Source organism: Streptomyces sp. NPDC001599, assembly GCF_042893535.1.
GTDB lineage: Bacteria > Actinomycetota > Actinomycetes > Streptomycetales > Streptomycetaceae > Streptomyces.
Map to the genome: position 1 here is coordinate 291,049 of NZ_JBIAVA010000003.1, position 25,571 is coordinate 316,619.

Sequence of the window (25,571 nt, forward strand, 5' to 3'; positions counted from 1 at the left end):
CCGGCTCACCGGTCGGCGAGTCGGGCCGCGGCCGCCCGCCAGCGCGCCGGGTCGCCGCGCGGTTCGTACCGGGTCAGCGACTGGGTGCGCGCCAGCAGCCGGCGCATCCCCGCCAGGTCGCCGACCAGCCCGTGGGCGCGGGCCTGCACCAGGACGTTGCCGAGTGCGGCGGCCTCCGTCGGCCCCGCCACCACCGGCAGCCCGCAGGCGTCGGCGGTCAGCTGGCACAGCAGCGCGTTGCGGGTGCCGCCGCCGACCACGTGCACGACGTCGACCGGATGCCCGGCGAGCCGCTGCGCCTCCTCGACGGCCGCGCGGTGGGCCAGCGCCAGCGAGTCGAGGATGCACCGGGTCACCTCGGCGGGCGTCTCGGGCACCGGCTGGCCCGAGGCGCGGCACGCCTCGGCGATCCGCTCCGGCATCCTCCCCGGCGCCAGGAACGCCGCGTCACCGGCGTCGACCACCGAGCGCAGCGCCGGCACCCGCGCCGCCTCCAGCAGCAGCCCGCCCAGATCGGGATCGCCCCAGGCCCGCACGCACTCCTGGAGCAGCCACAGCCCCATGATGTTGCGCAGGTAGCGGACCGTGCCGTCCAGCCCCAGTTCGTTGGTGAAGTTGGCGGCCCGGCTCTCCTCCGTCAGCACGGGAGCGGTCAGTTCGAGACCGGCCAGTGACCAGGTGCCGGTGCAGATGTAGGCGAACCGTTCGCCCGAGGCCGGTACGGCGGCGACCGCGGAGGCGGTGTCGTGCGAACCGACCGCCGTCACCGGCACCGGTCCCGCCAGCCCCGTCTCCTCCAGCACCTCGGGCCGCAGCAGCCCCGCCGCGTCCCCGGGCCGGCGCAGCGGCGCGAACAGGCCGAGGTCGATCCCCAGCCGGTCCGCGACCTCCCGCGACCAGTCCCGGGTGCGGGGGTCGATCAGCTGGGTGGTGGAGGCGTTGGTCAGCTCCGTGCCCTGCTCACCGGTCAGCCAGTAGGTCAGCAGGTCGGGGATGAGCAACAGCCGCCGGGCCGCCGTGAACTGGGCCGTGCCCCGGGCGGCGACGAGCTGGTACAGGGTGTTGAAGGGCGCGTACTGCAACCCCGTCGCCGCGTACAGCTCACCGGCGGGCAGCGAGGCCCACACCTTCTCCGGGACACCCTCCGTGCGGGCGTCCCGGTAGTGCACGGGGTTGCCGAGCAGCGCGCCGTCCGCGTCCAGCAGACCGTGGTCGACGGCCCAGCTGTCCACGCCGACCGAGTCCACCGGACCCGCCGCCCGCAGGCCGTCCAGCACACCGGCGTACAGCGCGAGGACGTCCCAGCGCAGCCCGTCGGGCGTGCGGACCGGCCGGTTGGGGAAGCGGTGCGCCTCGGTCAGCTCCAGCCGGTCGGCGCCGACGCGGCCGACCATGACGCGCCCGCTGGACGCGCCGAGGTCGACCGCGGCGAACGCCTTGGCGTCGTTGGCGGTGCTCATCGCAGGAACGCGGCGGCGACACCGGCGTCGACCGGGACGTGCAGACCGGTGGTGTGCGTCAGGTCGCCGCCGGTCAGCGCGAACACGGCGTTCGCGACGTGCTCGGGCAGCACCTCGCGCTTGAGCAGGGTCCGCTGCGCGTAGAACTCGCCCAGCTTCTCCTCCGGCACGCCGTACACCGCCGCCCGCTTGGCACCCCAGCCGCCCGCGAAGATCCCGGAACCGCGCACCACGCCGTCGGGATTGACGCCGTTGACCCGGATGCCGTGCTCGCCCAGCTCGGCGGCGAGCAGGCGCACCTGGTGGGCCTGGTCGGCCTTGGTGGCGGAGTAGGCGATGTTGTTGGGGCCGGCGAACACGGCGTTCTTCGACGCGATGTAGACGATGTCGCCGCCCAGCTCCTGCGCGGTCATCACCCGGGCCGCCTCGCGCGAGACGAGGAAGGAGCCGCGGGCCATGATGTCGTGCTGGAGGTCCCAGTCCTTGGCCGTGGTCTCGAGGAGCGGCTTGGAGATGGAGATCCCCGCGTTGTTGACCACCAGGTCGACCCCGCCGAAGGCGAGCACGGCCGCCCGGAAGGCGTCGGCGATCTGCTCCTCGGAGGTGACGTCGACGGTCACGGCGACGGCCTTGTCGTCTCCGCCCAGCTCCTTTGCGACCGCCGCCGCGTTCTCGGCGTTCAGGTCGGCCACGACCACACAGGCACCCTCGTCCACCAGCCGCCGCGCGATCGCCTTCCCGATCCCGCTGCCCGCGCCGGTCACCAACGCGACACGGGTGGCCAGCGGCTTCGGCCTGGGCATCCGCCGGAGCTTGGCCTCCTCCAGCGCCCAGTACTCGATGCGGAACTTCTCCGACTCCTCGATCGGCGCGTACGTCGACACCGCCTCGGCCCCGCGCATCACGTTGACCGCGTTGACGTAGAACTCGCCGGCCACCCGGGCGGTCTGCTTGTCCTTGCCGAAGCTGAACATGCCCACACCCGGCACCAGCACGATCGCCGGGTCCGCGCCGCGCATGGCGGGGGAGTCCGGCTCCGCGTGCCGCTCGTAGTAGGCGGCGTACTCCTCGCGGTAGGCCGCGTGCAGCTCCTTGAGCCGGGCCACCGCCTCCGCCAGCGGCGCGGCCGGCGCCACGTCCAGGACCAGCGGCCGCACCTTCGTCCGCAGGAAGTGGTCCGGGCAGGAGGTGCCGAGCGCGGCGAGCCGCGGGTGCTCGGCCCGCGCGAGGAAGTCCAGGACCACGTCCGCGTCGGTGAAGTGCCCGACCTGCGGCCGGTCCTGCGAGGCCAGCCCCCGCACGTACGGCGCCAGCGCCGCCGCCCGCTCCCGCCGCTCGGCCTCGGGCAGCGCCTCGTACCCCTCGACCACCGCGCCGAACGGCTCGGCCTTGCCGCGCTCGGCCAGGAAGGCCTCGGCGGTGCGGATGATGTGCAGCGAGTTGCGCTCGCACTCCTCGGAGGTGTCGCCCCAGGCGGTGATGCCGTGCCCGCCGAGCACACAGCCGATGGCCTGCGGGTTGGCCTCCTTGACGGCCGCGATGTCCAGCCCGAGCTGGAAGCCGGGCCGCCGCCACGGCACCCACACCACGGTGTCGCCGAAGCACTCGGCGGTCAGCTTCTCCCCGTCCGCCGCGCAGGCCAGCGCGATCCCGGAGTCGGGGTGGAGGTGGTCGACGTGCGCGGCCTCGACGAGCCCGTGCATCGCCGTGTCGATCGAGGGTGCGGCGCCGCCCTTGCCGTGCAGGCAGTAGTCGAAGGCGGCGACCATCTCGTCCTCGCGCTCGACGCCCGGGTAGACGTCCTTGAGCGCCCGCATCCGGTCCAGCCGCAGCACGGCGAGCCCGGCCCCGGTGAGCGTCCCGAGATCCCCGCCGGACCCCTTGACCCACATCAGCTCCACCTCACCCCCGGTGACGGGATCGGTTCCGGTGCCCTTGGCGGAGGTGTTGCCACCGGCGTAGTTGGTGTTGCGCGGATCGGCACCGAGCCGATGGGAACGGGCGAGGAGGGCGGCGGCTTCAGGGTGAGATGCCATGACAGTGCCTTTTCGATCGAGGGGAGGAGACGCGCCCTTCAGGGGCGCGGGGAACTGCGCGACCAGCCACATACGGCCCGCAGTCCGCGAACAACACAAACCCGGCAGACGCTTACGGACTAGGCCCCCCACCCCGCCTGCTGCCCGCCAACCCGCTCGGCGACGACCTTCTCGCCCCAACCGGACGCCCGGTACGCCTTCATCGGCTCGGGGTCCAACCCCGACTCCTCCCGCACCTCTCGCAGCAGCGGACGCACGTCCGTGTTGTACGCGTCCATCAGTACCGCGTTGGCCTCCAGCACGTCCCCCGAGCCCTGCGCAGCAGCCAGCGCCGAACCGTCGACCAGCAGCGCCTTCGCCGTGGCCTCCTGCACGTTCATCACCGACCGGATGATGGCCGGGATCTTCGCCTCGATGTTGTGGCACTGATCGAGCATGAACGCGACGTCGGAGGTGAACCCGCCCCCGCGCACCACCTCGTACATGATCCGGAACAGCTGGAACGGGTCGGCCGCGCCCACCATCAGGTCGTCGTCGGCGTAGAACCGCGAGTTGAAGTCGAACCCGCCGAGCTTCCCCTCCCGCAGCAGCGTCGCCACGATGAACTCGATGTTCGTGCCCGGCGCGTGGTGCCCCGTGTCGACCACGACCTGGGCCTTCTCGCCCAGCTTGAGACAGTGCGCGTACGCCGTGCCCCAGTCCGGCACGTCCGTCGTGTAGAACGCCGGCTCGAAGAGCTTGTACTCCAGCAGCATCCGCTGCCCCTCGCCGAGCCGCTCGTACACCTCGGCCAGGCCCTCGGCCAGCCGGTCCTGCCGGGAGCGGATGTCGTCCTGTCCCGGGTAGTTCGTGCCGTCGGCGAACCACAGCTTCAGGTCGCGCGACCCGGTGGCGTCCATGATGTCGACGCATTCCAGCAGGTGGTCGACGGCCTTCCTGCGCACCGCCGCCTCGGGGTGGCAGATGCTGCCCAGCTTGTAGTCGTCGTCCTGGAAGGTGTTGGAGTTGATCGCGCCGATCCGTACGCCCCGCTTCTCGGCGTGCCCGGCCAGCGCGGCGTAGTCCTCGACCCTGTCCCACGGGATGTGCAGGGCGACGGTCGGGGCCGCGCCGGTGAACTCGTGCACCTTCGCCGCGTCGTCCAGCTTCTCGAAGGGGTCACGCGGGACACCGGCCTGGGCGAACACCTTGAAGCGGGTGCCCGAGTTGCCGTACGCCCACGACGGCGTCTCGACGGCCTGGGTCTTGAGCGCGGCTTTCACCGCGGCGAGCTCGGTCACTTCGGCGCTCCTGTGGCATCGGGTCGTGGCCTGCTGTGAGTACGACCATGGGTGAAACGATTCAGAACGCGAAGCTATGAGCCGCTCGAAGGGGTGTCAACCCTTCCGGCCGCTCCGACTGTTCGTGACTCGGTCGTGACCTTCGGCTATCGAAAGTTTTTGGACCCGGAACCATTGACGTGACATACCCTCGCTGCCTAACGTCCCCGGCAACCGAGTTGAAACCTTTCACGACGCCGTGAGGGCCGTCCCGCCGGCGTCGTCGAGGAGCCCCCAATGACCCACCCGTCCGACACGGGTTCGGCCCCGGTTCTGGCGCTCAGGGACGTCTCCAAGTCCTTCGGCGCGGTCCGTGCGCTGCGGGACGTCTCCCTGGAGCTGTTCCCCGGCGAGGTGCACGCCCTCGCCGGTGAGAACGGCGCCGGAAAGTCGACCCTCATCAAGACGCTGGCCGGAGTGCACCGGCCGGACGCCGGCCACGTGCTGCTCGACGGCGCACCGGTCGTGTTCCACGGTCCCCGCGACGCCCGCGACGCCGGCATCGCCGTGATCTACCAGGAGCCCACCCTCTTCCCCGACCTGTCGATCGCCGAGAACATCTTCATGGGCCGCCAGCCGCGGCGCGCCCTCGGCCGCATCGACCACAGGGCGACCCACGACGCCACCGCCGCACTCATGCGGCGCCTCGGCGTGGAGCTCGACCCCGACCGGCCCGCGCGCGGCCTGTCCATCGCGGACCAGCAGATCGTGGAGATCGCCAAGGCGCTCTCCTTCGACGCCCGCGTCCTGATCATGGACGAGCCGACCGCCGCCCTCACCGGCAGCGAGGTGGCCCGGCTCTTCGGCGTGGTGCGCACCCTGCGCGACCAGGGCGCCGCGGTGCTGTTCATCTCCCACCGCCTGGAGGAGATCTTCCGCATCTGCCGGCGGGTCACCACCCTGCGCGACGGCGCCTGGATCGCCAGCGAGCCCCTGGAGGGCATGACCGAGGACGACCTGGTGCGCCGCATGGTCGGCCGCGACCTCGACGAGCTGTACCCCAAGCAGGAGGTCACCCCCGGCGAGAGGGTGCTCAGCGTGCGCAGGCTGACCCGGGAGGGCGTCTTCACCGACGTCTCCTTCGAGGTGCGGCGCGGTGAGATCGTCGCCCTGGCCGGGCTGGTCGGCGCCGGACGCACCGAGGTCGCCCGCGCCGTCTTCGGCGTCGACCGCTGGGACGCGGGCGAAGTGGAGGTCGACGGGAAGCCGCTCGTCAATGGCGCGCCGTCCACCGCGATGGCCGCCGGTCTCGCGCTCGTGCCGGAGGACCGCCGCGCCCAGGGGCTGGTGATGGACATGTCCATCGAGCGCAACATCGGCCTCACCGGCCTGCGGACCACCGTGAGGGCCGGCCTCGTGGACCGCGGCGCCGAACGCAGCCGCTCCCTGGACTGGGCGGTCAAGCTCCAGGTCAAGTACGCCCGCATCGCCGACACCGTCGCCACCCTGTCCGGCGGCAACCAGCAGAAGGTCGTCCTCGCCAAGTGGCTGGCCACCGGCCCCAAGGTGCTGATCGTGGACGAGCCCACCCGCGGCATCGACGTCGGCACCAAGGCGGAGGTGCACCGGCTTCTCTCGCAGCTCGCCGCCGACGGCGTGGCCGTTCTGATGATCTCCTCGGACCTGCCCGAGGTGCTCGGCATGGCCGACCGCGTCCTGGTGATGCACGAGGGCCGGCTGACCGCCGAGATATCCCGCTCCGACGCCACCGAGGAGACCGTGATGGCCGCAGCCACGGGGAGGGCCGCCGCATGACGGTCACCGCACCCGAGAAGGCCTCCGCGGCCGATGTGCCCAAGGCGGGCGCCACCCGGCTGGTGGACCGCATCTTCAAGATGCGCGAACTGGCCATCCTGCTCGTCTTCCTGGTGATGATCGGCATCACCCAGGCCGGCAACAGCGAGTTCCTGTCCGAGCAGGGCATCAAGGACCTCCTGCTGAACGCCACCATCCTGGTCCTGGTCGCCACCGGGCAGTCCCTGGTCGTCATCACCCGCAACGTCGACCTGTCCGTCGGCTCCACCCTCGGCATCAGCGCCTTCGCCGCCGGCACCTACCTCCAGGGCGGCGGCAACCCCGTCGTGGCCGTGCTGCTCGCCGTGCTGACGGGCGTCGGTTTCGGCCTGCTCAACGGCGCGCTGGTCAGCCTCGGCCAGGTGCCCGCCCTGGTCGTCACCCTCGGCACCCTCTACATCATCCGCGGCATCGACTCCATCTGGGTCGGCTCCCGGCAGATCACCGCGGCCGACCTGCCCGGCGGCTTCGTCGACTTCGGCTCCGGCGGCATCTCCGCCGTGCCCTGGCTGGCCATGATCGCCCTCGCGGTGCTCGTCGCCACGGCCTACTACCTCAAGCACTTCGGCAGCGGACGCGAGCTGTACGCCCTCGGCTCCAACCCCGAGGCCGCCCGGCTGGCCGGCATCCCGGTCCGCAAGCGGATCCTGGCCGCCTACACCTTCTGCGGGGCCCTCGCCGGACTCGCCGGCGCCCTCTACCTGGCCCGCTTCGGCAACGTCGACTCCGGCACCGGCAACGGCTACGAACTGACCGTCGTCAGCGCCGTGGTGGTCGGCGGCGTCGTCTTCACCGGCGGCTCCGGCAGCGTCTACGGCGCGGCCCTCGGCGCGCTGCTGCTGACCTCGATCAACAGCGTGCTGCCCGCCCTCGGCGTCAGCTCCGTGTGGGTGCTGGCCATCAACGGCATCCTGCTCATCCTCGCCATCGCCGTCGACCGGATCGTCGCGCTGCGCGTGGCCAACGCCCTGAAGAAGAGGAACGCCCGCCATGGCTGACAGCTCCCTGACGCGCGCCGTCCGCTGGGACACCGTGGTGGGCGCCCTGCTCGTGGTCGTCCTGCTGCTCTCCTTCGGCTTCGTCGACGGCTTCGGCAACGCCCTCAACCTGTCCTTCCTGATCGGCAACACCCTGCCGATCGCGCTCATCGCCCTGCCGATGACGCTGCTGGTCGTCTCCGGCGAGATCGACCTGTCGGTCGCCTCCACCGCGGGCCTGTCCGGCGCGGTCATGGGCGCCCTGTGGAACCAGGGCATGACCATCGAGACGATCATCCCGATCTGCCTGCTGCTCGGCGTGGTCTGCGGTCTGGTCAACGGCCTGCTGGTCACCCGCCTCGGACTGCCCTCCCTCGCCGTCACCATCGGCACCATGGCCGCCTACCGGGGCATCGCGCAGATCGTGCTCGGCTCCGACGCGGTGACCGACTTCCCCTCGCAGTACCTGGACTTCGCGGCCGGACGCATCGACGGCACCTTCGTCCCGTACGCCTTCCTGCCGTTCCTCGTGCTGCTGGCCGTCGCCGTCGTCGCCCTGCACGCCATGCCGTTCGGCCGGTCGCTGTTCGCCGTCGGGGCCAGCGAGGAGGCCGCCCGGTTCGCCGGCATCCGGGTCAAGCGGCAGAAGCTGATCCTGTTCACCCTGACCGGCCTGATGTCCTCCCTCACCGGCGTCTTCTGGGCCCTGCACTACGCCAGCGCGCGCTACGACAACGCCACCGGCCTCGAACTGTCCGTCGTCGCCGCCGTGCTCCTGGGCGGCATCGACTTCGACGGCGGCAAGGGCACGCTGGTCGGCGCCGTCGCCGGTGTCTTCCTGCTCGGCGCGCTGCAGAACGTCATGAGCCTCCAGGACGTCTCCGCGCAGTCGCAGATCGTCGTCACCGGCGTCCTGCTCGTCCTCTCCGTGCTCGGCCCGCGCGTCGCACGGCAGCTCTCCCTCGCGAGGGCCGGACGCAGGGCGGCACCGACGCCCCCGCCCAAGGCGCCCGCCCCCACTCCGTAACGCCGTCCCCGGCTCCGTCCACCCTCGTAAGGAACCCACCATGCGCAAGTCGTCCATCCGCCGCACCTGCGCGGCCCTCGCCGCCGTCACCTCCCTCGCCCTGGCGGCCACCGCCTGCGGCGGCACCACGAAGGAGGACGTCAAGGACGAGGGCGGCAAGGCCGCCACCGCGGGCAAGGCAGACCCGAACGCCGCGACGAAGAAGGGGCTGACCGTCGGCTTCCTGCCCAAGCAGGTCAACAACCCCTACTTCACCGTCGCCGACAAGGGCGGCGAGAAGGCCCTCAAGGAGCTGGGCTCCAGCTACAAGGAGGTCGGCACCTCCAGCGGCACCGACACCGCCGGCCAGGTCTCCTACGTCAACACGCTCACCCAGCAGCAGGTCGACGCCATCGCCGTCTCCGCGCAGGACCCGGGCGCCCTGTGCACCGCGCTCAAGCAGGCCATGAAGAACGACATCAAGATCGTCACCTACGACTCGGACACCAACCCCGAGTGCCGCAACGCCTTCATCTCCCAGGCGTCCGCCGACGACATCGGCCGCACCCAGGTGCAGCAGATGGCCGAGCAGATCGGCAACAAGGGCGAGATCGCGATCCTGTCCGCCGCGCAGACCGCGACGAACCAGAACGCCTGGATCGAGATCATGAAGGACGAGCTGAAGGACCCGAAGTACAAGGACGTCAAGCTGGTCAAGGTCGCCTACGGCGACGACGACGCCCAGAAGTCCTTCCAGCAGACCCAGGGTCTGCTCCAGGAGCACCCGAACCTGAAGGGGATCATCTCCCCGACCACCGTCGGCATCAAGGCCGCCGCCCAGTACCTGTCCGGCTCCAAGTACAAGGGCAAGGTCAAGCTGACCGGCCTCGGCACCCCCAACGACATGCGCAAGTACGTCAAGAACGGCACCGTCGAGGCGTTCGAGCTGTGGGACCCGGCCAAGCTCGGCGAGCTGGCCGCGCGCACCGCCGTCGCCCTGTCCTCCGGGCAGATCACCGGCAAGGAGGGCGAGACCTTCAAGGCCGGCGCCATGGGCGCGTACACCATCGGCAAGGACGGTGTGATCAACCTCGGCAAGCCGACCGTGTTCACCGCCGACAACGTCGACCAGTTCAACTTCTAGCCGCGGCCCTCAGTACTCGTCACGGGAGCGGTACTTCATGCAGCGCGTCTGTTTCCTGCTCAAGGTCCGCCGGGACCGCATCGCGGAGTACCGCGAACGCCACGCCGCCGTGTGGCCCGAGATGTGCGAGGCACTCTCCGCCACCGGCTGGCACAACTACTCGCTCTTCCTGCGTGACGACGGCCTGCTCGTCGGCTACCTGGAGACCGAGGACTTCGCCGCCGCCCGGGCCGGCATGGAGGCCACCGACGTCAACGCCCGCTGGCAGGCGGAGATGGGCCCGCTGTTCGAGTCCCTCGACGGGGCCCGCCCCGACGAGGCGATGAAGCCCCTCACCGAGGTGTTCCACCTCGCCTGACGGGCGCCGTATCGGGGTGGCCCGGGTACTGTGTGAAGGTCCCGCGGCCGCCCCCACACCCACCCCGACCTCGGAGGTCCCTGCCCGATGGCCCATTCCGTGGGTATCAAGGACGTCGCCCGCGCCGCCGGAGTTTCCGTGGGCACGGTCTCCAACGTCATCAACCGCCCCGACACCGTCGCGACCGAGACCCGGGCGCGGGTGCTGTCCGCGATCGACCGGCTGGGCTACGTCCGCAGCGAGTCCGCACGCCAGCTGCGCGCCGGCCGCAGCCGCATCATGGGGCTGCTCGTCCTGGACATGGGCAACCCGTTCTTCGTCGACGTCGCCCGCGGTGCCGAGCGGGCCGCCCGCGACGCCGGGCTCGGCGTGATGGTCTGCAACAGCGCGCAGAACCCCGGCGAGGAGGCCGAGTACCTTTCGCTCTTCGCCGAGCAGCGGGTCCGGGGCGTCCTGCTCACCCCCGCCGACGCCACCGGCCGCAACATCGAGGGCTTCCGGCGCCACAACATCCCCTTCGTCCTCGTCGACCGCGTCGCCGAGGGCACCACCGAGTGCTCGGTCTCCGTCGACGACGTCGCGGGCGGCGCGCTGGCCGTACGCCACCTCGTGGACGCCGGACACCGCTCCATCGCCTACGTCAGCGGCCCGCCCGGCCTCAACCAGGTCCGCGACCGCCGCACCGGCGCCCTCGCCGCGCTGGCCGAGGCCGGGCTCGGCCCCGACGCGCTGCGCGAACTGCCCACGGAGCGCCTCGACGTCGCCGCGGGCCGCGACGCCGGCGCCCGCCTGCTGGGCCTCGCCGAGCGGCCGACCGCCGTCTTCTGCGCCAACGACCTGCTCGCCCTCGGCGTCCTGCAGGCCATGTACGCCGCCGGGGTCGGCGTCCCCGACGACCTCGCGATCGTGGGCTACGACGACATCGAGTTCGCCGCCGCCGCGGCCGTCCCGCTCACCTCGGTGCGCCAGCCCGCCGTCACCATGGGCGCCATGGCCGCCGAGCTGCTCCTGGAGGAGACCGAGCTGGAGGGCACCGACCGGACCCACCCGCACCGGCGGGTCGTCCTCCAGCCGGAGTTGGTGGTGCGGCGCTCCAGCCTCGCCGCGCGCTGACCGGCCGTTCAGTAGATCCTTCAGTACGATTTCATGATCCCGGGGGTCGGCGGCCGCAGGGCGGTGTGCTGAACTGGGACACGGCCGAAAGAATCGGCCGCCAGATCCGTCCGCCCCGGGAGACCCCTTGAGCGTCAGCTACCGCCAGCCAGGCGTCGTCCTCACCGACCGCCGTTTCACCGTGCCCCTCGACCACGCCGACCCCACCGGGGAGACGATCGAGCTGTACGCCCGCGAGGCCGTCGCGAGCGACAAGGCCGACAAGGACCTGCCCTGGCTGGTCTACCTCCAGGGCGGTCCCGGCTTCGGGGCGAACCGTTTCATCGGCCGTCCCGCCTGGTTCGGCCGCGCCCTGAAGGAGTACCGCGTCCTGCTCCTGGACCAGCGCGGGACCGGCGCCTCCACCCCGGCCAACCGCCAGACGCTCCCGCTGCGGGGCGGCCCCGCCGAGCAGGCCGACTACCTCGCCCACTTCCGCGCCGACGCCATCGTCCGCGACTGCGAGGCCATCCGCCCCCAGGTCACCGGCGGCGCCCCCTGGGCCGTCCTCGGCCAGAGCTTCGGCGGCTTCTGCACCGTCGCCTACCTCTCGCTGGCCCCCGAGGGCCTCAGCACCGCCCTGATCACCGGCGGTCTGCCCTCCCTGGACGCCCATGCGGACGACGTCTACCGGGCCGCCTACCCGCGCATCGAGCGCAAGGTCGCCGCGCACTACGCCCGCTACCCGCAGGACGTCGAGCGCGCCCGCCGCATCGCCGACCACCTCCTCACCCACGACGTGGTCCTCCCGGGCGGCTACCGCCTCACCGTGGAGGCCTTCCAGTCGCTCGGCATCATGCTGGGCGGCAGCGAGGGCAGCCACCGGCTGCACTTCCTGCTGGAGGACGCCTTCGTCCGCACCCCGAACGGGCACGAACTCTCCGACGCCTTCCAGGAGCAGGCGCAGGGCCTGCTGTCCTTCGCGGCCAACCCGCTGTACGCCCTCATCCACGAGGTCATCTACGGCCAGGACGCCCGGCCCACCGCCTGGTCCGCCGAGCGGGTCCGCGCCGAGTTCCCGCGCTTCGACGCCGCGAAGGCCCTCGCGGGCGACGAACCCCTGCTGTTCACCGGCGAGTCGATCCACCCCTGGATGTTCGACTGCGACCCGGCGCTGCGTCCGCTGCGCGAGACGGCCGAACTGCTCGCCGCCCGCACCGACTGGGCCCCGCTGTACGACCCCGCCCGCCTCGCCGCCAACGAGGTGCCGGCCGCCGCGGCCGTCTACCACGACGACATGTACGTCGACACCGCCCACGCGCTGAGCACCGCCCGGACGATCCGGGGCCTGCGCACCTGGGTCACCGACGAGTTCGAGCACGACGGCGTTCGGGCCGGCGGCCCCCGCGTCCTGGACCGGCTGCTCGCGCTCGCCCGCGACGAGGCCTGAACGAGGCCTGAACGAGGCCGGGCGCGACGTCCGGGCGGGATCTTCGGGTGCGATGTCGGTGGCGCGGGTTAGTGTGCGGGCATGACGGAGCCGACGATCACGCAACTGGAGCCCATGCCCGGCGACTGGCGCCGCGCCCTCGCCGTCGTGGCCCACCCGGACGACCTGGAGTACGGCTGCTCCGCGGCGATCGCGGCCTGGACCGACGAGGGCCGCGAGGTCGCCTACGTGCTCGCGACCAGGGGCGAGGCGGGCATCGACACGCTGGCGCCCGCCGAGTGCGCCCCGCTGCGTGAGCGGGAGCAGCGGGCGAGCGCCGCGGTCGTCGGGGTGAGCGAGGTGGAGTTCCTCGACCACCGGGACGGCGTCGTCGAGTACGGCACCGCACTGCGCCGCGACATCGCCGCCGCGATCCGGCGGCACCGGCCCGAACTGGTCATCACCATGAACCACCGGGACACCTGGGGCGGCGTCGCCTGGAACACCCCGGACCACGTCGCCGTCGGCCGCGCCACGCTCGACGCGGCGGCCGACGCGGGCAACCGGTGGATCTTCCCGGAGCTGACCGACCAGGGCCTGGACCCCTGGAACGGCGTGCGCTGGGTCGCGGTCGCCGGTTCCTCCTCGCCCACCCACGCCGTGGACGCCACCCCGGGTCTGGAGCGCGCGGTGCGCTCGCTGCTCGAACACCGCACGTACATCGAGGTACTGACCGATCAGGACCCGGAGACGTACGTGCGCGGATTCCTCACCGGCTTCGCCCAGGCGGCGGGGGAGCGGTTCGGCGGAAAGCCGGCGGTGACCTTCGAAGTCTTCGCGCGGTAGCGGCATGACGGGGGAGCAGGGCACGCGGGGAGAGAGGGACATGGGGGGAGAACGGGACGTGCGGGGACAGCAGCGACTCGCTGAGCGCTTCGAGGAGCACCGCGGGCAGCTCAAGGGGGTGGCCTACCGCATGCTCGGCTCCCTGGCCGAGGCGGAGGACGCCGTGCAGGAGGCCTGGCTGCGGCTCGACCGCTCCGGTGCGGAGGGCATCGACAACCTGGGCGCCTGGCTGACCACCGTGACCGGCCGGATCTGCCTGGACCTGCTGCGTTCCCGCACCGCGCGCCGCGAGGAGCCGATGGCCGAGGGCTTCGACTCCTTCGTGCCCGACCCCGTGCTGCGGGCCCTGCCCCGGGCGGACCCGGAGGCGGAGGCGCTGCACACCGACTCGGTGGGCATCGCCCTGCTGGTGGTGCTGGAGAGGCTGGAGCCGGCCGAGCGGCTGGCGTTCGTCCTGCACGACATGTTCGGCGTGCCCTTCGACGACATCGCGCCGGTCGTCGAGCGCACCCCGGCCGCCACCAGGCAGCTCGCCAGCCGGGCCCGGCGTCGGGTGCGCGACGCGACCCCCGCCGCCGAACCGGACCTCGGCCGTCAGCGCCGGGTGGTGGAGGCGTTCCTCGCCGCCAGCCGCGCCGGTGACTTCGAGGCGCTGGTGTCCGTCCTCCACCCGGACGTGGTGCTGCGGGCCGACGCGGGCGCGCTGGCCCGGGGCATCGCGGCGTCCAAGGTGGCGCGGGGAGCGCGGACGGTCGCCACCGGTGCGTTCCACTTCCGCCACCTCGCCGGACTCGCCCACGTCGTCCTGGTCAACGACGCGGTCGGCACCGTCGCCGTGTCCGACGGGCGGCCGGTGTCGGTCACCTACGTCACCGTCGCCGACGGCCTCATCACGGGTCTGTACATCCTGTCGGACCCGGAGCGGCTGGCCCGGCTGGACCTGTCCGCGCTGGCGGCCTGACCGGCCCGTATCCTCGAGGACATGCGAGAACACACGCCGGACCGGACGGATGCCCCGGCCCGGGCGGAACTGCGCGGCGACTGCGCGAGCTGCTTCGGCCTGTGCTGCGCGGCCCTGCCGTTCGCCCGCTCCGCGGACTTCGCGATCGACAAGGACGCCGGAACGCCCTGCCCGAACCTCCGCACCGACCACCGCTGCGGCATCCACACGACGCTGCGGGAGCGCGGCTTCACCGGCTGCACGGTCTACGACTGCTTCGGCGCCGGGCAGCGGGTCTCGCAGATCACCTTCGGCGGCCGGGACTGGCGCGCGGGCCCGCCGGAGCGGACCCGCCGCATGTTCGACGTGTTCCCCGTCGTCCGCCAACTGCACGAGCTGCTCCGGTACCTGACCGAGACGCTGACCCTGCCCGCCGCCCGCCCGGTCCACGCCGACCTGCGCGGTGCCCTCGGCGACACCGAACGCCTCGCCGAGGGGACCCCCGAGGAGCTGGCCGCCCTCGACGTGGCCGCGCACCGGCAGCGGGTCAACGTGCTCCTGCTGCGCACCAGCGAGCTGGTGCGGGCCGGCACCCGCGGCCGGAAGAAGAACCGCCGCAACGCCGACCTGATGGGCGCCCGTCTCAAGGGCGCCGACCTCGCCGGTGCCGATCTGCGCGGGGCCTGCCTCATCGCCGCCGACCTCACCGGCGCCGACCTGCGGGGCGCCGACCTGATCGGCGCGGACCTGCGCGACGCGGACCTCACCGACGCGGACCTGAGGGGCGCCTTCTTCCTGACCCAGCCGCAGGTCAACGCGGCCAGGGGCGGCCCCGGCACCAGGCTGCCGGACTCAGTCACCCGCCCGGTGCACTGGACAGCCGGGCGCTGAGACGGAGTCCCCGGCATTGTCGGCCGCCCCTGCTCCGCCGCCCGTGTCGGCCGTGCGGCGACCGGGCACGGGCGCGGCCGCGGTCCGCCGGACCAGGTGCAGGCGCAGCCCCTGAGGCATCAGCGTCAGCCGCTCGGTCACCCGCAGCCGGTAGCCGGCCTCCGGCCGCAGCTCGTAGCGGCGCAGCAGCAGCCCGAGGACCAGCGTGGCCTCGTGCAGCGCGAACTGCCGCCCGATGCACGCCCGCGCCCCCGTGCCGAACGGCTTGAACGTGTGCGGGGCGCGGGACCGTACGGCCTTCGCGTCGAAGCGGTCCGGGTCGAACCGCTCGGCGTCCGCACCCCACACCTCGGGGTCGCGGTGCAGCATGCCCGTGAGCACCAGCGCCCAGGCCCCGCGCCGCATCGGGTGCGCGCCGCCGAGCACCGTGTCCTCCCGTGCCTCGCGCGCGAAGCCCGGCGCGGTCGGCCACAGCCGCAGCGACTCGTCGAGGACCCGGCGCACATGACGCAACTTGGCCACCTGCTCGTAACCGGGTGCCTCGGTGTCGCCCCACACCCGGTCCACCTCGGCGCGGGCCCGGGCCGCGACCTCGGGGTGCTGGGCGAGGTAGTGCAGGGCGAAGGAGAGCGCGCCCGAGGTGGTCTCGTGACCGGCGACGAGGAAGGTGATGACCTGCCGGCGGACGTTCTCGGGCGACAGCCGCTCACCGGTCTCCGGATGGGCCGTCTCCAGCATCCGGTCGAGCAGGTCGCCGTCGCCGCCACCGCCGCCGCTCGCCCGGCGTTCGCGGACGAGGTCGTCGACCGTGCGGTTGAGGTAGGCGATGTCGGCGGCGTTGCGGCGGCTCGCGTCGCGCAGCAGCCAGGGGGCGAGCGGCGCGGGCACCGTGTTGAGGCGCTGCGCGTAGCCGAGCGTGCCCACCATGGCGGTGACGAAGGGATGGAGGCGGGAGCGTTCGAAAGAGCCGAAGTCGTGGCCGAAACCGGTGCGCGCGATGGTCTCCAGCGTCAGCTTGGTCATGTCGCCGGGCACGTCCACCGCCCGGCCCGACGACTCCGCCAGGTCCCAGTGGCCGGTGAGCCGCGCGGCCACGTCCAGCATCATCACGTGGTACCCGGCCATGGCCTCGCGGCTGAAGCCGGGCGCCAGCACGTCGTGCGCGAGCTGCCAGTTGGGCTCGTGGTTGTACGCCGTGAACAGCCCGTCCCCGGCGACCGGCCGCAGGTTGGCCACTCCCAGGCCCACGTGCTTGGCGAACCGCGTCTCGTCCGCCAGGTCGGCGGCGAGGGCCCCGCCCCACACGAACACGAACTCCTTGCCGAAGGCCCGCCGCCGGAATATCGGCCCCAGCCGCCGCGCGTACTGCAGCGAGTCCTGCATCGGGGTGCGCCTGCTCGCTCCCACGACGTCTCCGAGCAGGGGCAGCCGGTACGGGGGGTGCGGGATGCGGTGCAGTTCGGGCCAGCCCAGCTCGGCGCTGCGGAAGCCCTTCGGCAGTCCGTCCCGGGCCGGTTCCCTCGCTGTCTGGGCCATGACGCGATCTCCCTTGACGCAGCGGCGTGTTGCACGAGCCGAGGCGAGCGTGTTGTACATGGATTCAATAACGCGCCCCAGTCTCGACCCGTTGTTGAACCCGCGTCAAGTAAGGTGCGGGGCATGGCCGCGAACCAGGGCGAGCGCATCCGCCGCCGGCTCAGCACGGGCGAGCGCCGGGAGCAGTTGCTCTCGGTGGGCGCGCGGCTGTTCTCGGAGAGCCCCTACGACGAGGTCTGGATCGAGCAGGTCGCCGAGATCGCCGGGGTCTCCCGCGGGCTGCTGTACCACTACTTCCCGAACAAGCGGGACTTCTTCGCGGCGGTCGTCGAGCGCGAGAGCGAGCGCATGCTGCGGATGACGGCGGCCGTGCCCGGCGTCCCGGTCCGTGAGCAGCTCACCGCCGGCCTGGACGCCTACCTGGAGTACGTGCGGGCCCACGCCCACGGCTACCGCGCCTTCCACCGCGCCGACGCGGCCGGCGACCGGGCGGTGCGCCGCGTCTACCAGAAGGCGCTCGCCGCGCAGGAGCGGCAGATCCTCGCCGCCCTGGCCGCCGACCCGGAGTTCGGCCCGGCCTTCGAGGAGCGCGGCGGCGTACGGCTCGCGGTGCGCGGCTGGCTGGCCTTCACCACCGCGGTGTGCCTGGAGTGGCTGCGGGATCCGGAGCCCGCCCGCGAGCAGGTGCGGGACCTGTGCGCACGGGCGCTGCTGGGCGCCATCGCGCCCTGAGGTCCCAGGTTCCGGTCGCGGGTCCCAGGTCCCAGGTTTCGGATCGCGGGTCCGGCCGTGTCGTGGTTGGCGCACGCCCCGATCTCCGCTAAGTTAGGTGAGCCTTACCTAATGAACTGTGAACGGAGGTTGGGATGGGTGACAGCCACACCTGGACGGCCGCACCCGGCGCGGCGGAACAGGCCCGTTCCGTGCTCGCCGCCGCCTGGTCCTGCGCGGTGACCGCGGAGGGCGGCCGCGAGGAGTTCGTCGGCGCGCACACCGTGGCCGAGGACGGCCGGGTGCTCCTGCACGTGCCGGAGGACAGCGCGCTGCTCGCCGCCGCGGTGTGCGCGCCGCGCGGAGAGCCGTCCGCCGTGCTGGAGTTCGCCGACGTCGCGCCCGTCCCGGTGCGGGGCCGGATCAGGGCCAGGCTCTGGCTCGCCGGCTGGTTCGCGGTGACGGACGGGCACCTGGCCTTCCGGCCCACCCGTGTGGTGCTGCGGCGGCCGTCCGGCGCCGTGGTGGTCGACGTCGACGAGTTCGGCGCCGCGAAGCCCGATCCGCTGGCCCTGGCCGAGGCGCGGCTGCTGACCCATCTCGCCGACTGCCACGACGACGCCGTGCAGCGGCTGACCCGGCTCGTCGACCCGGACAGCCTGCACGGAGCGGTCCGGGTGCGGCCGCTCGCCGTCGACCGGCACGGACTGACCCTGCGCGTCGAACGCGTCCGTGACCACGGCGACGTACGCCTGCCGTTCCACGCGCCCGCCGACGAGATCGCACAGCTCACGGAGCGGGTCCACGTGCTGCTCGCCCAGGCGGGCGCGGCCTCCTGCCCCCGGGCCCTACAGCGGCAGCGCACAGACGGCGCCGGGTGAGGCGAACGGCTCGCCCGCGGGGCGCAGTTCGCCGTCCGCGCCGACGCGGAACACGGCGACGGTGCCGGACCGCTGGTTGGCCGCGAACAGCAGCCCGCCGTCCGGGGAGAAGGCGATGTGCCGGGGGAAGCCGCCGCCCACCGGTACGGTCCCGAGCAGCCGGAGGCGGGCGCCCTGCGCCTCCACCGCGTACCGGGCGAGGCTGTCGTGCCCCCGGTTGGCCAGGAAGGCGTACGCGCCGTCGGCCGTGACCAGGAGCTGCGCCGGGTGGTTGGTGCCCGGTCCCGCCCCGGTGGACTGTGCCTCGCCGACGGTCAGGCGTCCCGTCCCCGGGTCGTACGCGCAGACCGCGACCGTGTCGTCGAGCTCGTTGGCGATATAGGCGTGGCGTCCGCCGGGGTGGAAGGTGAGGTGCCGGGGCCCGGCGCCCGGCCGGGTCCCTGCCCGCGCGACCTCCGTGAGGGTCCCCGCGCCCTCGTTCAGGCGGTAGGTGTAGACGGTGTCCGTGCCGAGGTCGACGGCGAGGACGTGGCCCCCGTCCGGGGCGGTGACGACCTGGTGGGCGTGCGGGCCTCGCTGTCCCGGGCCCGGCGCGGGAGTGGAGTGCGTGACCAGGTGGGTGCGCTCGCCCAGCGCGCCCGAGGCGTCGACCGGGTGTACGGCGACGCTTCCCGAGCCGTAGTTGGCGCTGAACAGCCAGCGCCCGCCGGGGTGCACCGACAGGTGGCAGGGTGCCGCGCCGCCGGTGCTCCGGCTGCCCAGCACCCTGTGGTCCGCAAGCCGGACGGCGGTCACCGCCCCCTCCTCGCGCTCGCCGACCGCGTACAGGGTCCGGCCGTCGGGATGCACCGCCAGGTACGAGGGGTCGTCGACCTCGGCGAGGAGGCCGTGGCCGGTGATCCGGCCGGTGCCGGGTTCGTACGCGGCGAGCCCGATGCCCTTGCCGCCGCCCTCGGCGGAGGTGTAGGTGCCGAGGAGCAGCGGGCGCGGGCCCGAGTCCGCCCGCTCCCTGCCGGACGCGCCCTCGCTCGCGCGGGCTGCGGTGGGCGTCGCGGCCGGCGTCCGCGTCCCCGCCGGGCCGCCGCACGCCGCCGCGGGCAGAGCCGCCGCCGCGGTGGCGGTCCGGGCGAGGAGCCGGACGAAGCGCCGCCTGCTCCAGCCGTAGCCGTCCATGCCGCCCTCCCGTACCCGTTCCGCTCCTCGCGCCCTACCAGTCCCCGTCCTGCACGGGCTTGCCCGGTGCGTCCCCCAGCGGGTGGACCTGGTGGGGCGCGGGCGGCTGCCACGGCTCGTGGTCGTCGCCGATCCAGTCCCCGACCGGCTGCACGTCCTGGAGCGGCCCGGTGGGTGCGAGGTCGTGGGCGTCCTGGTCGTAGTAGTCGTACCAGGGCAGGCCGGCCCGGGTGTACGCGGCCCGGTCCACGGGAGAAGGCGGCGGCGCCTCGCCGGTGATGCGGCGCCACTCGGGTGGCGTCACCAGGTGCACGAAGACCCGGCCCGCCGGCCGCTCGGCCCAGTCCGTGAGCGGCCGTTGGTCGCGGTACACCTCCTGGCGCATGGAGCCGCCGACACCGAGCCCCATGGCGGGCGCCGACCGGGCCCGGGGAGCAGCGCCGTAGCCCGGGGCCGCGCCCGGGGCGGCCGGGGCCGACATCGGTGCCGGAGCGCCGAGGGCCCCGCCCGAACGGGCCGCCCTGCGGGCCGTCTCCGCACGCCGCCGCTCCTCCTCGCGCCAGCGGGCCAGCTCCGCGTCGCCCAGGGTGAACGCCTGCAACTGGACGCCGCCCCAGACCTCCTCACCGGTGACCTGGCCCTCGACGGTCGCCCCCATGCCGAGGGGCACCGCCACGAACTGACGGACCGTGCCGGTCCCGGAGTTGATGCCGTCCAGCCAGGGCTGGCGGGGAAGGACCACGTAGTTCTGCGGATCCCGGGACAGCCGGTCGCTCCAGGGCCTGCCCGAGACCGCGCACACCTTGCCCACCCCCACCTGGAGCGCGGCGGGCTCCCGAGTGCCCGCGAAACTCAGCCACATGGCCTCGCGCAGGTACACCGGCAGCATCACGCCGCCCCGTGCCCGCCACGCCTCGGGCACGCTGTCGGCGTAGTCGCAGACCCGGCGGACCGGGAACTCGCCGAGCCCGGGCGGCAGCGGGTGCGTGCCCGTCTCGGGCAGCCGCAGGGTGCGTATGAAGCGGACCGTCGCGCCACCGGGCAGTGTCAGCCGGTTGCCGTCGATCCGCACACTGGTGTCGGTCATCCGAACGCCCCCTCATCGTGCCGTTCACGCGCCGTCGTCGGCCGCGCGTCGTTCCGTCGTCCCTCAAGGGGAACGCCGGGCGGCGGTGCCGCGGTTCCGCCTGCGCAGCGCGGCCCGCACCCGGTCCCGCAGCCGGGTCAGCCGCGGCATGCGCTCACGCTGCTCGCGCGTGTGGCGGTCCAGCTCCTCCAGGAGCCGGCGGGAGCGGTGCTCGGTGTCCATCTCGTCGATGATCCGGTTCACCTCGGCCAGCACCGCGCCCCGCAGCTGCCACTGTGTCGCGTCGCGCCGGACCTCCTCCAGCAGCAGGTCGGCCAGCCTGTCCCGGGTCGCCGCGGCCTGGCGCAACTCGGCGGTCAGCCGCTCCTCCGCGGACTCGGCGTTCTCACTCACGCTGCTGGTGACCAGTACCGAGAAGCTCACCACGGCGTCCGCGATCTCGGACAGCAGCTGCTGGACGGCGACTCCCGTCTCCGGCGCGAACAGGGGCTCCGGCTCCCGCTCCTTGGCCAGGTCGGTGAAGCTGCGCGCGAGGACCCGCATGACCACCGTGCAGATCTCCAGAGTGTCCAGGCCGGTGCGCAGCACGACCCGGTGCAGCAGCCCCTCGCGCACCCGGGGGTTGAAGCGCAGACTGTCCTCGGCCTGGCGGAGGTCCTCGTCCACCTCGCCGATGTCGTGGTCGAGCCGGCGTGCCTCGTGCAGCCGGGCCGCCGCCTCGTGGAACGGCGTGCTGCCGGCGGCCTCCTCGCCCATGCGCAGCAGCAGTTGCCGCACCTGCCGGGCCAGCCCCACGACGGACTCCCCGGCCTGCTCCACCCACACCGGAGGCGCGAGGATCAGGTTGAAGACGAGACCGACGATCGCTCCGATCAGGGTCTCCACCACCCGGGCCCAGGCGAGGCTCCCGTGCGAGGTCACGCCGAGCACCAGCATCGCGCTGATCGCCACCTCGGCGGTGAACTCCTCGGCGCGCACCAGGTGCCCGACACCCAGCGCCGCCACGATGATCAGGGCCAGGCTCCACCAGCTCAGCCCGACCAGCTGGCTGAAGGCGATGGCGACCAGGACGCCCGCGACCACGGCGTTCACCCGGCGGAAGCTCATCTTCAGCGTGGCGTACAGGGTGACCTGGACGACCAGCAGCGCGGTCAGGGGCGCGGTGAGCGGCGCCGCCGACTTGTCGGGGGTCAGCCGCACCGCGATGACATAGGCGATCGAAGCCGCGGCGGCGGAGCGCAGGGCCTGCACGACCATGGGGTCCCGCAGCCACTTCACCCGCCGCAGAGCCGTCCTCGCGGCCTCAAGCACATCCCGCATCCTCGGGCTGTTCCCTTCCGCAGGCGCCTCGAACGTGTCCGATCAGGACGGTAGCCGGACGCGGGCGGCAGGGCCCCTCTCACGCGCCGGGCGCCGCCGGACGGGTCAGCCGGTCACCTTGGCGACGAACGCGGACAGATTGCCCAGCGTCCGGGCGACCTGCTCCTCCAGGGTGAGGCTCTCCTCGAAGCGGGCGCCGCTCTGCGACACCTTCTTGCCCCGCAGGTACAGGGAACAGGCGAGATCGGTGCACATGTACAGGCCGACCGAGTTGCCCTCCCGGCCGGCCGCTCCGGCCTTGCGCGCCGTCATCAGGGCCACGCCGCCCCGGGGGTGGGTGGTCAGGCACAGCGCGCACATGCTGCGCTGGAAGTAGCCGCTCCGGGCCGGCTGGAAGCGCAGCGCCACACCGGTGAGGCGCCCGTCGAGGTCGGCGACCAGGTAGCTGCGGTCGGGCGCCCCGGGGTCACGCCAGCCGAGGAAGTCGAGATCGTCCCAGGGGCGCTCGTCCAGGTCTCGGGGGACGGTCAGGCGCTTGGCCTCGCCCTTCGAGCAGTTGATGAAGGAGGTGCGGACGTCCTGCTCGTCGAGTGCTCTCATGGGAGCCTCCCCTTGGTCAAAGGAACCTAGGATCTCTAGGTTTCCGCCTAGCGTAGATAGCCTACGAGCGGAGTCGCCACCGGATTTCGAGGAGGCGAGTTCATAGCATGAATTAAGTGCAAAGGGAAGTCGCGTACGGCCCTCCGGCGGAGGTATCTTGCAGACCGGGCACGGCACGGGAGGAGCCACATGGCGGGGCGGAACGGGCGCACGGTGCGCGACCTCAGGCGGGCCAACCGTACGGCCGTGCTGCAACGGCTCTACTTCGACGGACCGCTCAGCCGCTTCGAGCTGGGCCCGGCGACCGGCCTCAGTTCGGGTTCCGTCAGCAACGTGGTCGCCGACCTGGTCGCCGACGGACTGGTGGAGGAGGCCGGCAGCGTCGACTCCGACGGCGGCAGGCCCCGCACCCTGCTGCGCGTGGCCCCCGCCAGCGGGCACATGATCGGCGTGGACGTCGGCGAGACCCGGGTGCGGGTCGAACTGTTCGACCTCACGCTCACCGAACTCGCCCGCGCCGAACGCCCGCTGGCCCCGCAGCGGCACGACGTCGACGTCATCGTCGGACACGTCCGCGACGGCATCGCCGAGGTGCTGGCCACGGCCGGACTCCCGCCCGAGCGGCTGCTCGGTGCCGGGATCGGCGTCCCCGGCATCGTCGAGCACACCGCCGACCGCGGTGCCGTGGTGCACGGCCAGACCATCGGCTGGGACGCGGTCCCGCTGGAGGCCCTGCTCCGCGCCGGCTCACCACTGCCCGACACCGTCCCCTGGCTCATCGACAACGGCGCCAAGACCCTCGGCCAGGCCGAGATGTGGTTCGGCGCGGGGCGCGGTGCCCGCAACGCGGTCGTGGTCCTCTTCGGCTCGGGTGTCGGCGCCAGCCTCGTCACCCCCGAGGCCGAGCAGGGCCGGGCGGTCGAGTGGGGGCACCTGACGGTCCGGGTCAGGGGCCGCCGTTGCCGCTGCGGAGCACTCGGCTGCCTGGAGGCGTACGCCGGTGCGGAGTCGCTGCTGGCCCGCTGGCGGGAGGAGGGCGGCCGGGTGCCCGAGGGCACCGACGAGGAGACCGCCCTCACCGCGATGCTCGCCGCCGCCTACCCGGCCGACGGCGCGGCGGCCGACCCGGTGGCGCTCGCCGTCCTGGAGGAGACCGCCGAGTACCTGGGCGCCGGCCTGTCCGACCTGATCAACCTCTTCCAGCCGGAGCGCATCCTCATCGGCGGCTGGGCCGGCCTCCAGCTCGGCGCCCGCTTCCTGCCCGCCGTACGGCGCCACGCCGTGTCGTACGCGCTGCGCCACCCGGCCCGGAAGGTGACCGTCGACCTGGGGCGGCTCGGTCCGGACGCGGTCACCGTCGGCGCCGCGATCCTGCCCCTGGCCGACTTCTTCGCGCGCGGCGGCAGACGCCCGGAACCGGCCCCCGAGTACCCGGTCCCGGCCTGGCGCACGGCGCTCGAGGAGCGGGCGCCGCACTGAGGTTTCGCCGGTCGCCGATGAGGTACCCGACGTCGCTCCAAGACCCACGGGAAGGAGCGCGCCGTGTCCGACCACCGCCACGAAGGACCGGGTGAGAACGGTGCCCCCGTCCCGCGCGACATGCCCGACCAGCAGGCCGGCGACCACGACGACCCGTGGGAGGCCGCCTCGCCCACCCGCGAGCAGAGCGAGCACCGGCAGGGCCCGGACGGTGAACGGCCCGAGGACGACGCGGAGAGCGCCGGCGACGCGGAGACGGGGCCCGTGCCCGACGTACCCGACACCGACGAGGCGGGCACGGGCCGCCAGGGTGCACCGCACTCGGCTGCCGTACACCCCGAACACCCGGTGCCCGACGAGTCCTCCGGCTGAGGCCGGCCCGCGCGGCTCAGCCCACCTTGCGTCCGCGCATCGGCTCCGTGTCCGCCCCCGCGCCCTGTCGCAGCCCCCGCAGGAACTCCTCCAGCACCTCGGTGGCGGTGCGCGTCGCGCGCCAGCCCAGCTCCACCCGCGCCCGTGTGCAGTCCATGACCGGCAGTCGCAGCACCGCGTCGAACAGGTGCGGTGAGGCGGGCAGCAGCCGCATCCCCCAGGCGGCCGCGATCGCCGAGCGGGCCGCGGTGCGCGGCAGACGCACCGGGCGCACCCCGAGCAGCTCGCCCAGCAACTCGGCGTCCACCGGCGGCTCGGCCGCGAGATTGAACGCACCCCGGGCGTCCGCGGACCGCACCGCCAGCCGGTAGGCCTGGGCCGCGTCGTCCGTGTGCAGGGCCTGCACCCGCAGACCGGGGACGTCCGGCAGGAACGGGAGCAGTTCCGGACGCGCCGCCGGACCCGGCAGGAACCGGCCGCCGAAGATCCGGCGCTGCTCGCTGGCCGACTCCCGCTTGAAGAGGAAGGCCGGCCTCATCCGCACCACCCGGATCCCCGGGTGATCGCGTTCGAAGGTGTCCAGGGCCCGTTCCAGATAGGCCTTCTCCCGGCAGTACGCGGCGTCCGGCCAGCCGTGCGTCGGCCAGGACTCGTCCACCGCGTGGTTCTTCGGCCCCGGCGAGTACGCGCCGACCGACGAGGCGTGCACCAGCGCCGGCACCCCGGCCGCGGCCACCGCCTCGAACACCCGGATGGAGCCGAGCACGTTCGTGCGCCAGGTCGTCGCAGGGTCGTGCGTCGGCTGGAACGCCCAGGCCAGATGGACCACCGCGTCGGCGCCCGCGAAGTGACCCGTCAGGTCGCTCTGCTCCGAGGCCAGGTCGACCGCGGCCCACTCCGTCTTCGCCGGCGACCAGCCGGGGATCCGCCGGGCCAGCCCCAGTACGGAGCCCACCTCCGGATCCTCGGAGAGAAGCCGCACCACGCTGGTGCCCACGTTGCCCGTGGCACCCGTGACCACGATCCTGCTGCCGGTTGCGCTGCTCACCCTGTGCTCCTCTCGGCCGCTTGCCCGTGCGGAGAGCACCGGGTACCCGCCGCCCGGGAAGGGCACGCAAGG

The 25,571-nt window shown here is 73.2% G+C and carries 23 protein-coding genes; 14 read left to right on the top strand and 9 right to left on the bottom strand.

All coding sequences use genetic code 11. The annotated features are described in order from the left end of the window. Positions 1-5: 5 nt before the first annotated feature. The 3 genes from ACFYZ3_RS10160 to rhaI all read right to left on the bottom strand — a co-directional run bounded on the left by ACFYZ3_RS10160 (position 6) and on the right by rhaI (position 4,776). Positions 6-1,460, bottom strand: a complete 1,455-nt coding sequence (locus ACFYZ3_RS10160) for a rhamnulokinase family protein (protein WP_388515141.1) — start codon at positions 1,458-1,460, stop codon at positions 6-8. Continuing rightward, complete coding sequence (locus ACFYZ3_RS10165) at positions 1,457-3,496, bottom strand: bifunctional aldolase/short-chain dehydrogenase (RefSeq protein WP_388515142.1); 2,040 nt, start codon at positions 3,494-3,496, stop codon at positions 1,457-1,459. Before ACFYZ3_RS10165 ends, ACFYZ3_RS10160 begins: the two co-directional genes overlap by 4 nt. Before the next feature lie 119 nt (positions 3,497-3,615). Then, a complete protein-coding gene (gene rhaI, locus ACFYZ3_RS10170; protein WP_388515143.1) occupies positions 3,616-4,776 on the bottom strand; it encodes an L-rhamnose isomerase in 1,161 nt (386 codons plus the stop codon). Positions 4,777-5,052: 276 nt separating this feature from the next. Here rhaI and ACFYZ3_RS10175 point away from each other — a divergent pair, with 276 nt between their 5' ends. From ACFYZ3_RS10175 to ACFYZ3_RS10220, 10 genes are all read left to right on the top strand, one after another. Next, a complete protein-coding gene (locus ACFYZ3_RS10175) occupies positions 5,053-6,570 on the top strand; it encodes a sugar ABC transporter ATP-binding protein (protein ID WP_388515144.1) in 1,518 nt (505 codons plus the stop codon). Further along, positions 6,567-7,607, top strand: a complete 1,041-nt coding sequence (locus ACFYZ3_RS10180; RefSeq protein ID WP_388515145.1) for an ABC transporter permease — start codon at positions 6,567-6,569, stop codon at positions 7,605-7,607. The genes ACFYZ3_RS10175 and ACFYZ3_RS10180 overlap by 4 nt, the downstream gene beginning before the upstream one ends. Next, entirely contained in the window at positions 7,600-8,613 is a 1,014-nt protein-coding gene (locus ACFYZ3_RS10185; protein ID WP_388515146.1) for an ABC transporter permease, read from the top strand. Before ACFYZ3_RS10180 ends, ACFYZ3_RS10185 begins: the two co-directional genes overlap by 8 nt. A 40-nt stretch (positions 8,614-8,653) precedes the next feature. Beyond that, positions 8,654-9,736: a rhamnose ABC transporter substrate-binding protein gene (gene rhaS / locus ACFYZ3_RS10190; RefSeq protein ID WP_388515147.1), complete on the top strand. Its 1,083-nt coding sequence runs from the start codon at positions 8,654-8,656 to the stop codon at positions 9,734-9,736. A 37-nt stretch (positions 9,737-9,773) separates the two neighbouring features. After that, positions 9,774-10,094, top strand: coding sequence for an L-rhamnose mutarotase (locus ACFYZ3_RS10195; protein WP_361002791.1), 321 nt, complete (start codon positions 9,774-9,776; stop codon positions 10,092-10,094). 87 nt (positions 10,095-10,181) lie between these two features. Continuing rightward, positions 10,182-11,207: a LacI family DNA-binding transcriptional regulator gene (locus ACFYZ3_RS10200; RefSeq protein ID WP_361002788.1), complete on the top strand. Its 1,026-nt coding sequence runs from the start codon at positions 10,182-10,184 to the stop codon at positions 11,205-11,207. Between the two features lie 127 nt (positions 11,208-11,334). After that, a complete protein-coding gene (locus ACFYZ3_RS10205) occupies positions 11,335-12,636 on the top strand; it encodes an alpha/beta fold hydrolase (protein ID WP_388515149.1) in 1,302 nt (433 codons plus the stop codon). Between the two features lie 81 nt (positions 12,637-12,717). Beyond that, positions 12,718-13,461: a PIG-L deacetylase family protein gene (locus ACFYZ3_RS10210; RefSeq protein ID WP_388515151.1), complete on the top strand. Its 744-nt coding sequence runs from the start codon at positions 12,718-12,720 to the stop codon at positions 13,459-13,461. 40 nt (positions 13,462-13,501) lie between these two features. Beyond that, positions 13,502-14,422, top strand: coding sequence for a sigma-70 family RNA polymerase sigma factor (locus ACFYZ3_RS10215; RefSeq protein WP_388515153.1), 921 nt, complete (start codon positions 13,502-13,504; stop codon positions 14,420-14,422). Positions 14,423-14,443: 21 nt separating this feature from the next. Continuing rightward, entirely contained in the window at positions 14,444-15,292 is an 849-nt protein-coding gene (locus ACFYZ3_RS10220) for a pentapeptide repeat-containing protein (RefSeq protein ID WP_388515155.1), read from the top strand. Here the strand turns inward: ACFYZ3_RS10220 and ACFYZ3_RS10225 are convergent. After that, positions 15,254-16,828 (bottom strand): cytochrome P450, encoded by a 1,575-nt coding sequence (locus ACFYZ3_RS10225; protein WP_388515156.1) that lies wholly within the window; start codon positions 16,826-16,828, stop codon positions 15,254-15,256. The genes ACFYZ3_RS10220 and ACFYZ3_RS10225 overlap by 39 nt on opposite strands. A 123-nt stretch (positions 16,829-16,951) precedes the next feature. Here ACFYZ3_RS10225 and ACFYZ3_RS10230 point away from each other — a divergent pair, with 123 nt between their 5' ends. Both ACFYZ3_RS10230 and ACFYZ3_RS10235 read left to right on the top strand, forming a co-directional pair. Next, positions 16,952-17,560 carry a TetR/AcrR family transcriptional regulator gene (locus ACFYZ3_RS10230; RefSeq protein ID WP_388515158.1) on the top strand — a complete coding sequence of 203 codons (609 nt, stop codon included), beginning with the start codon at positions 16,952-16,954 and terminating at the stop codon, positions 17,558-17,560. Positions 17,561-17,694: 134 nt separating this feature from the next. After that, positions 17,695-18,420, top strand: a complete 726-nt coding sequence (locus ACFYZ3_RS10235; RefSeq protein WP_388515160.1) for a DUF2470 domain-containing protein — start codon at positions 17,695-17,697, stop codon at positions 18,418-18,420. On the opposite strand, the gene ACFYZ3_RS10240 is transcribed toward ACFYZ3_RS10235, so the two are convergent. From ACFYZ3_RS10240 to ACFYZ3_RS10255, 4 genes are all read right to left on the bottom strand, one after another. Beyond that, positions 18,388-19,593 (bottom strand): lactonase family protein, encoded by a 1,206-nt coding sequence (locus ACFYZ3_RS10240; protein ID WP_388515161.1) that lies wholly within the window; start codon positions 19,591-19,593, stop codon positions 18,388-18,390. The two genes, ACFYZ3_RS10235 and ACFYZ3_RS10240, sit on opposite strands and share 33 nt — an antisense overlap. A 34-nt stretch (positions 19,594-19,627) precedes the next feature. Then, entirely contained in the window at positions 19,628-20,680 is a 1,053-nt protein-coding gene (locus ACFYZ3_RS10245) for a hypothetical protein (protein WP_388515163.1), read from the bottom strand. 63 nt (positions 20,681-20,743) lie between these two features. Beyond that, positions 20,744-22,000, bottom strand: coding sequence for an aromatic acid exporter family protein (locus ACFYZ3_RS10250; protein WP_388515165.1), 1,257 nt, complete (start codon positions 21,998-22,000; stop codon positions 20,744-20,746). Positions 22,001-22,105: 105 nt separating this feature from the next. Beyond that, a complete protein-coding gene (locus ACFYZ3_RS10255; RefSeq protein ID WP_388515167.1) occupies positions 22,106-22,600 on the bottom strand; it encodes an FBP domain-containing protein in 495 nt (164 codons plus the stop codon). A 189-nt stretch (positions 22,601-22,789) separates the two neighbouring features. Here ACFYZ3_RS10255 and ACFYZ3_RS10260 point away from each other — a divergent pair, with 189 nt between their 5' ends. Next, positions 22,790-24,079 (top strand): ROK family transcriptional regulator, encoded by a 1,290-nt coding sequence (locus tag ACFYZ3_RS10260; protein ID WP_003978066.1) that lies wholly within the window; start codon positions 22,790-22,792, stop codon positions 24,077-24,079. Between the two features lie 63 nt (positions 24,080-24,142). Further along, positions 24,143-24,451, top strand: coding sequence for a hypothetical protein (locus ACFYZ3_RS10265; protein ID WP_003978067.1), 309 nt, complete (start codon positions 24,143-24,145; stop codon positions 24,449-24,451). Positions 24,452-24,467: 16 nt separating this feature from the next. Here the strand turns inward: ACFYZ3_RS10265 and ACFYZ3_RS10270 are convergent, their stop codons facing one another. Next, positions 24,468-25,499: an SDR family oxidoreductase gene (locus tag ACFYZ3_RS10270; protein ID WP_388515169.1), complete on the bottom strand. Its 1,032-nt coding sequence runs from the start codon at positions 25,497-25,499 to the stop codon at positions 24,468-24,470. Positions 25,500-25,571 lie beyond the last annotated feature (72 nt).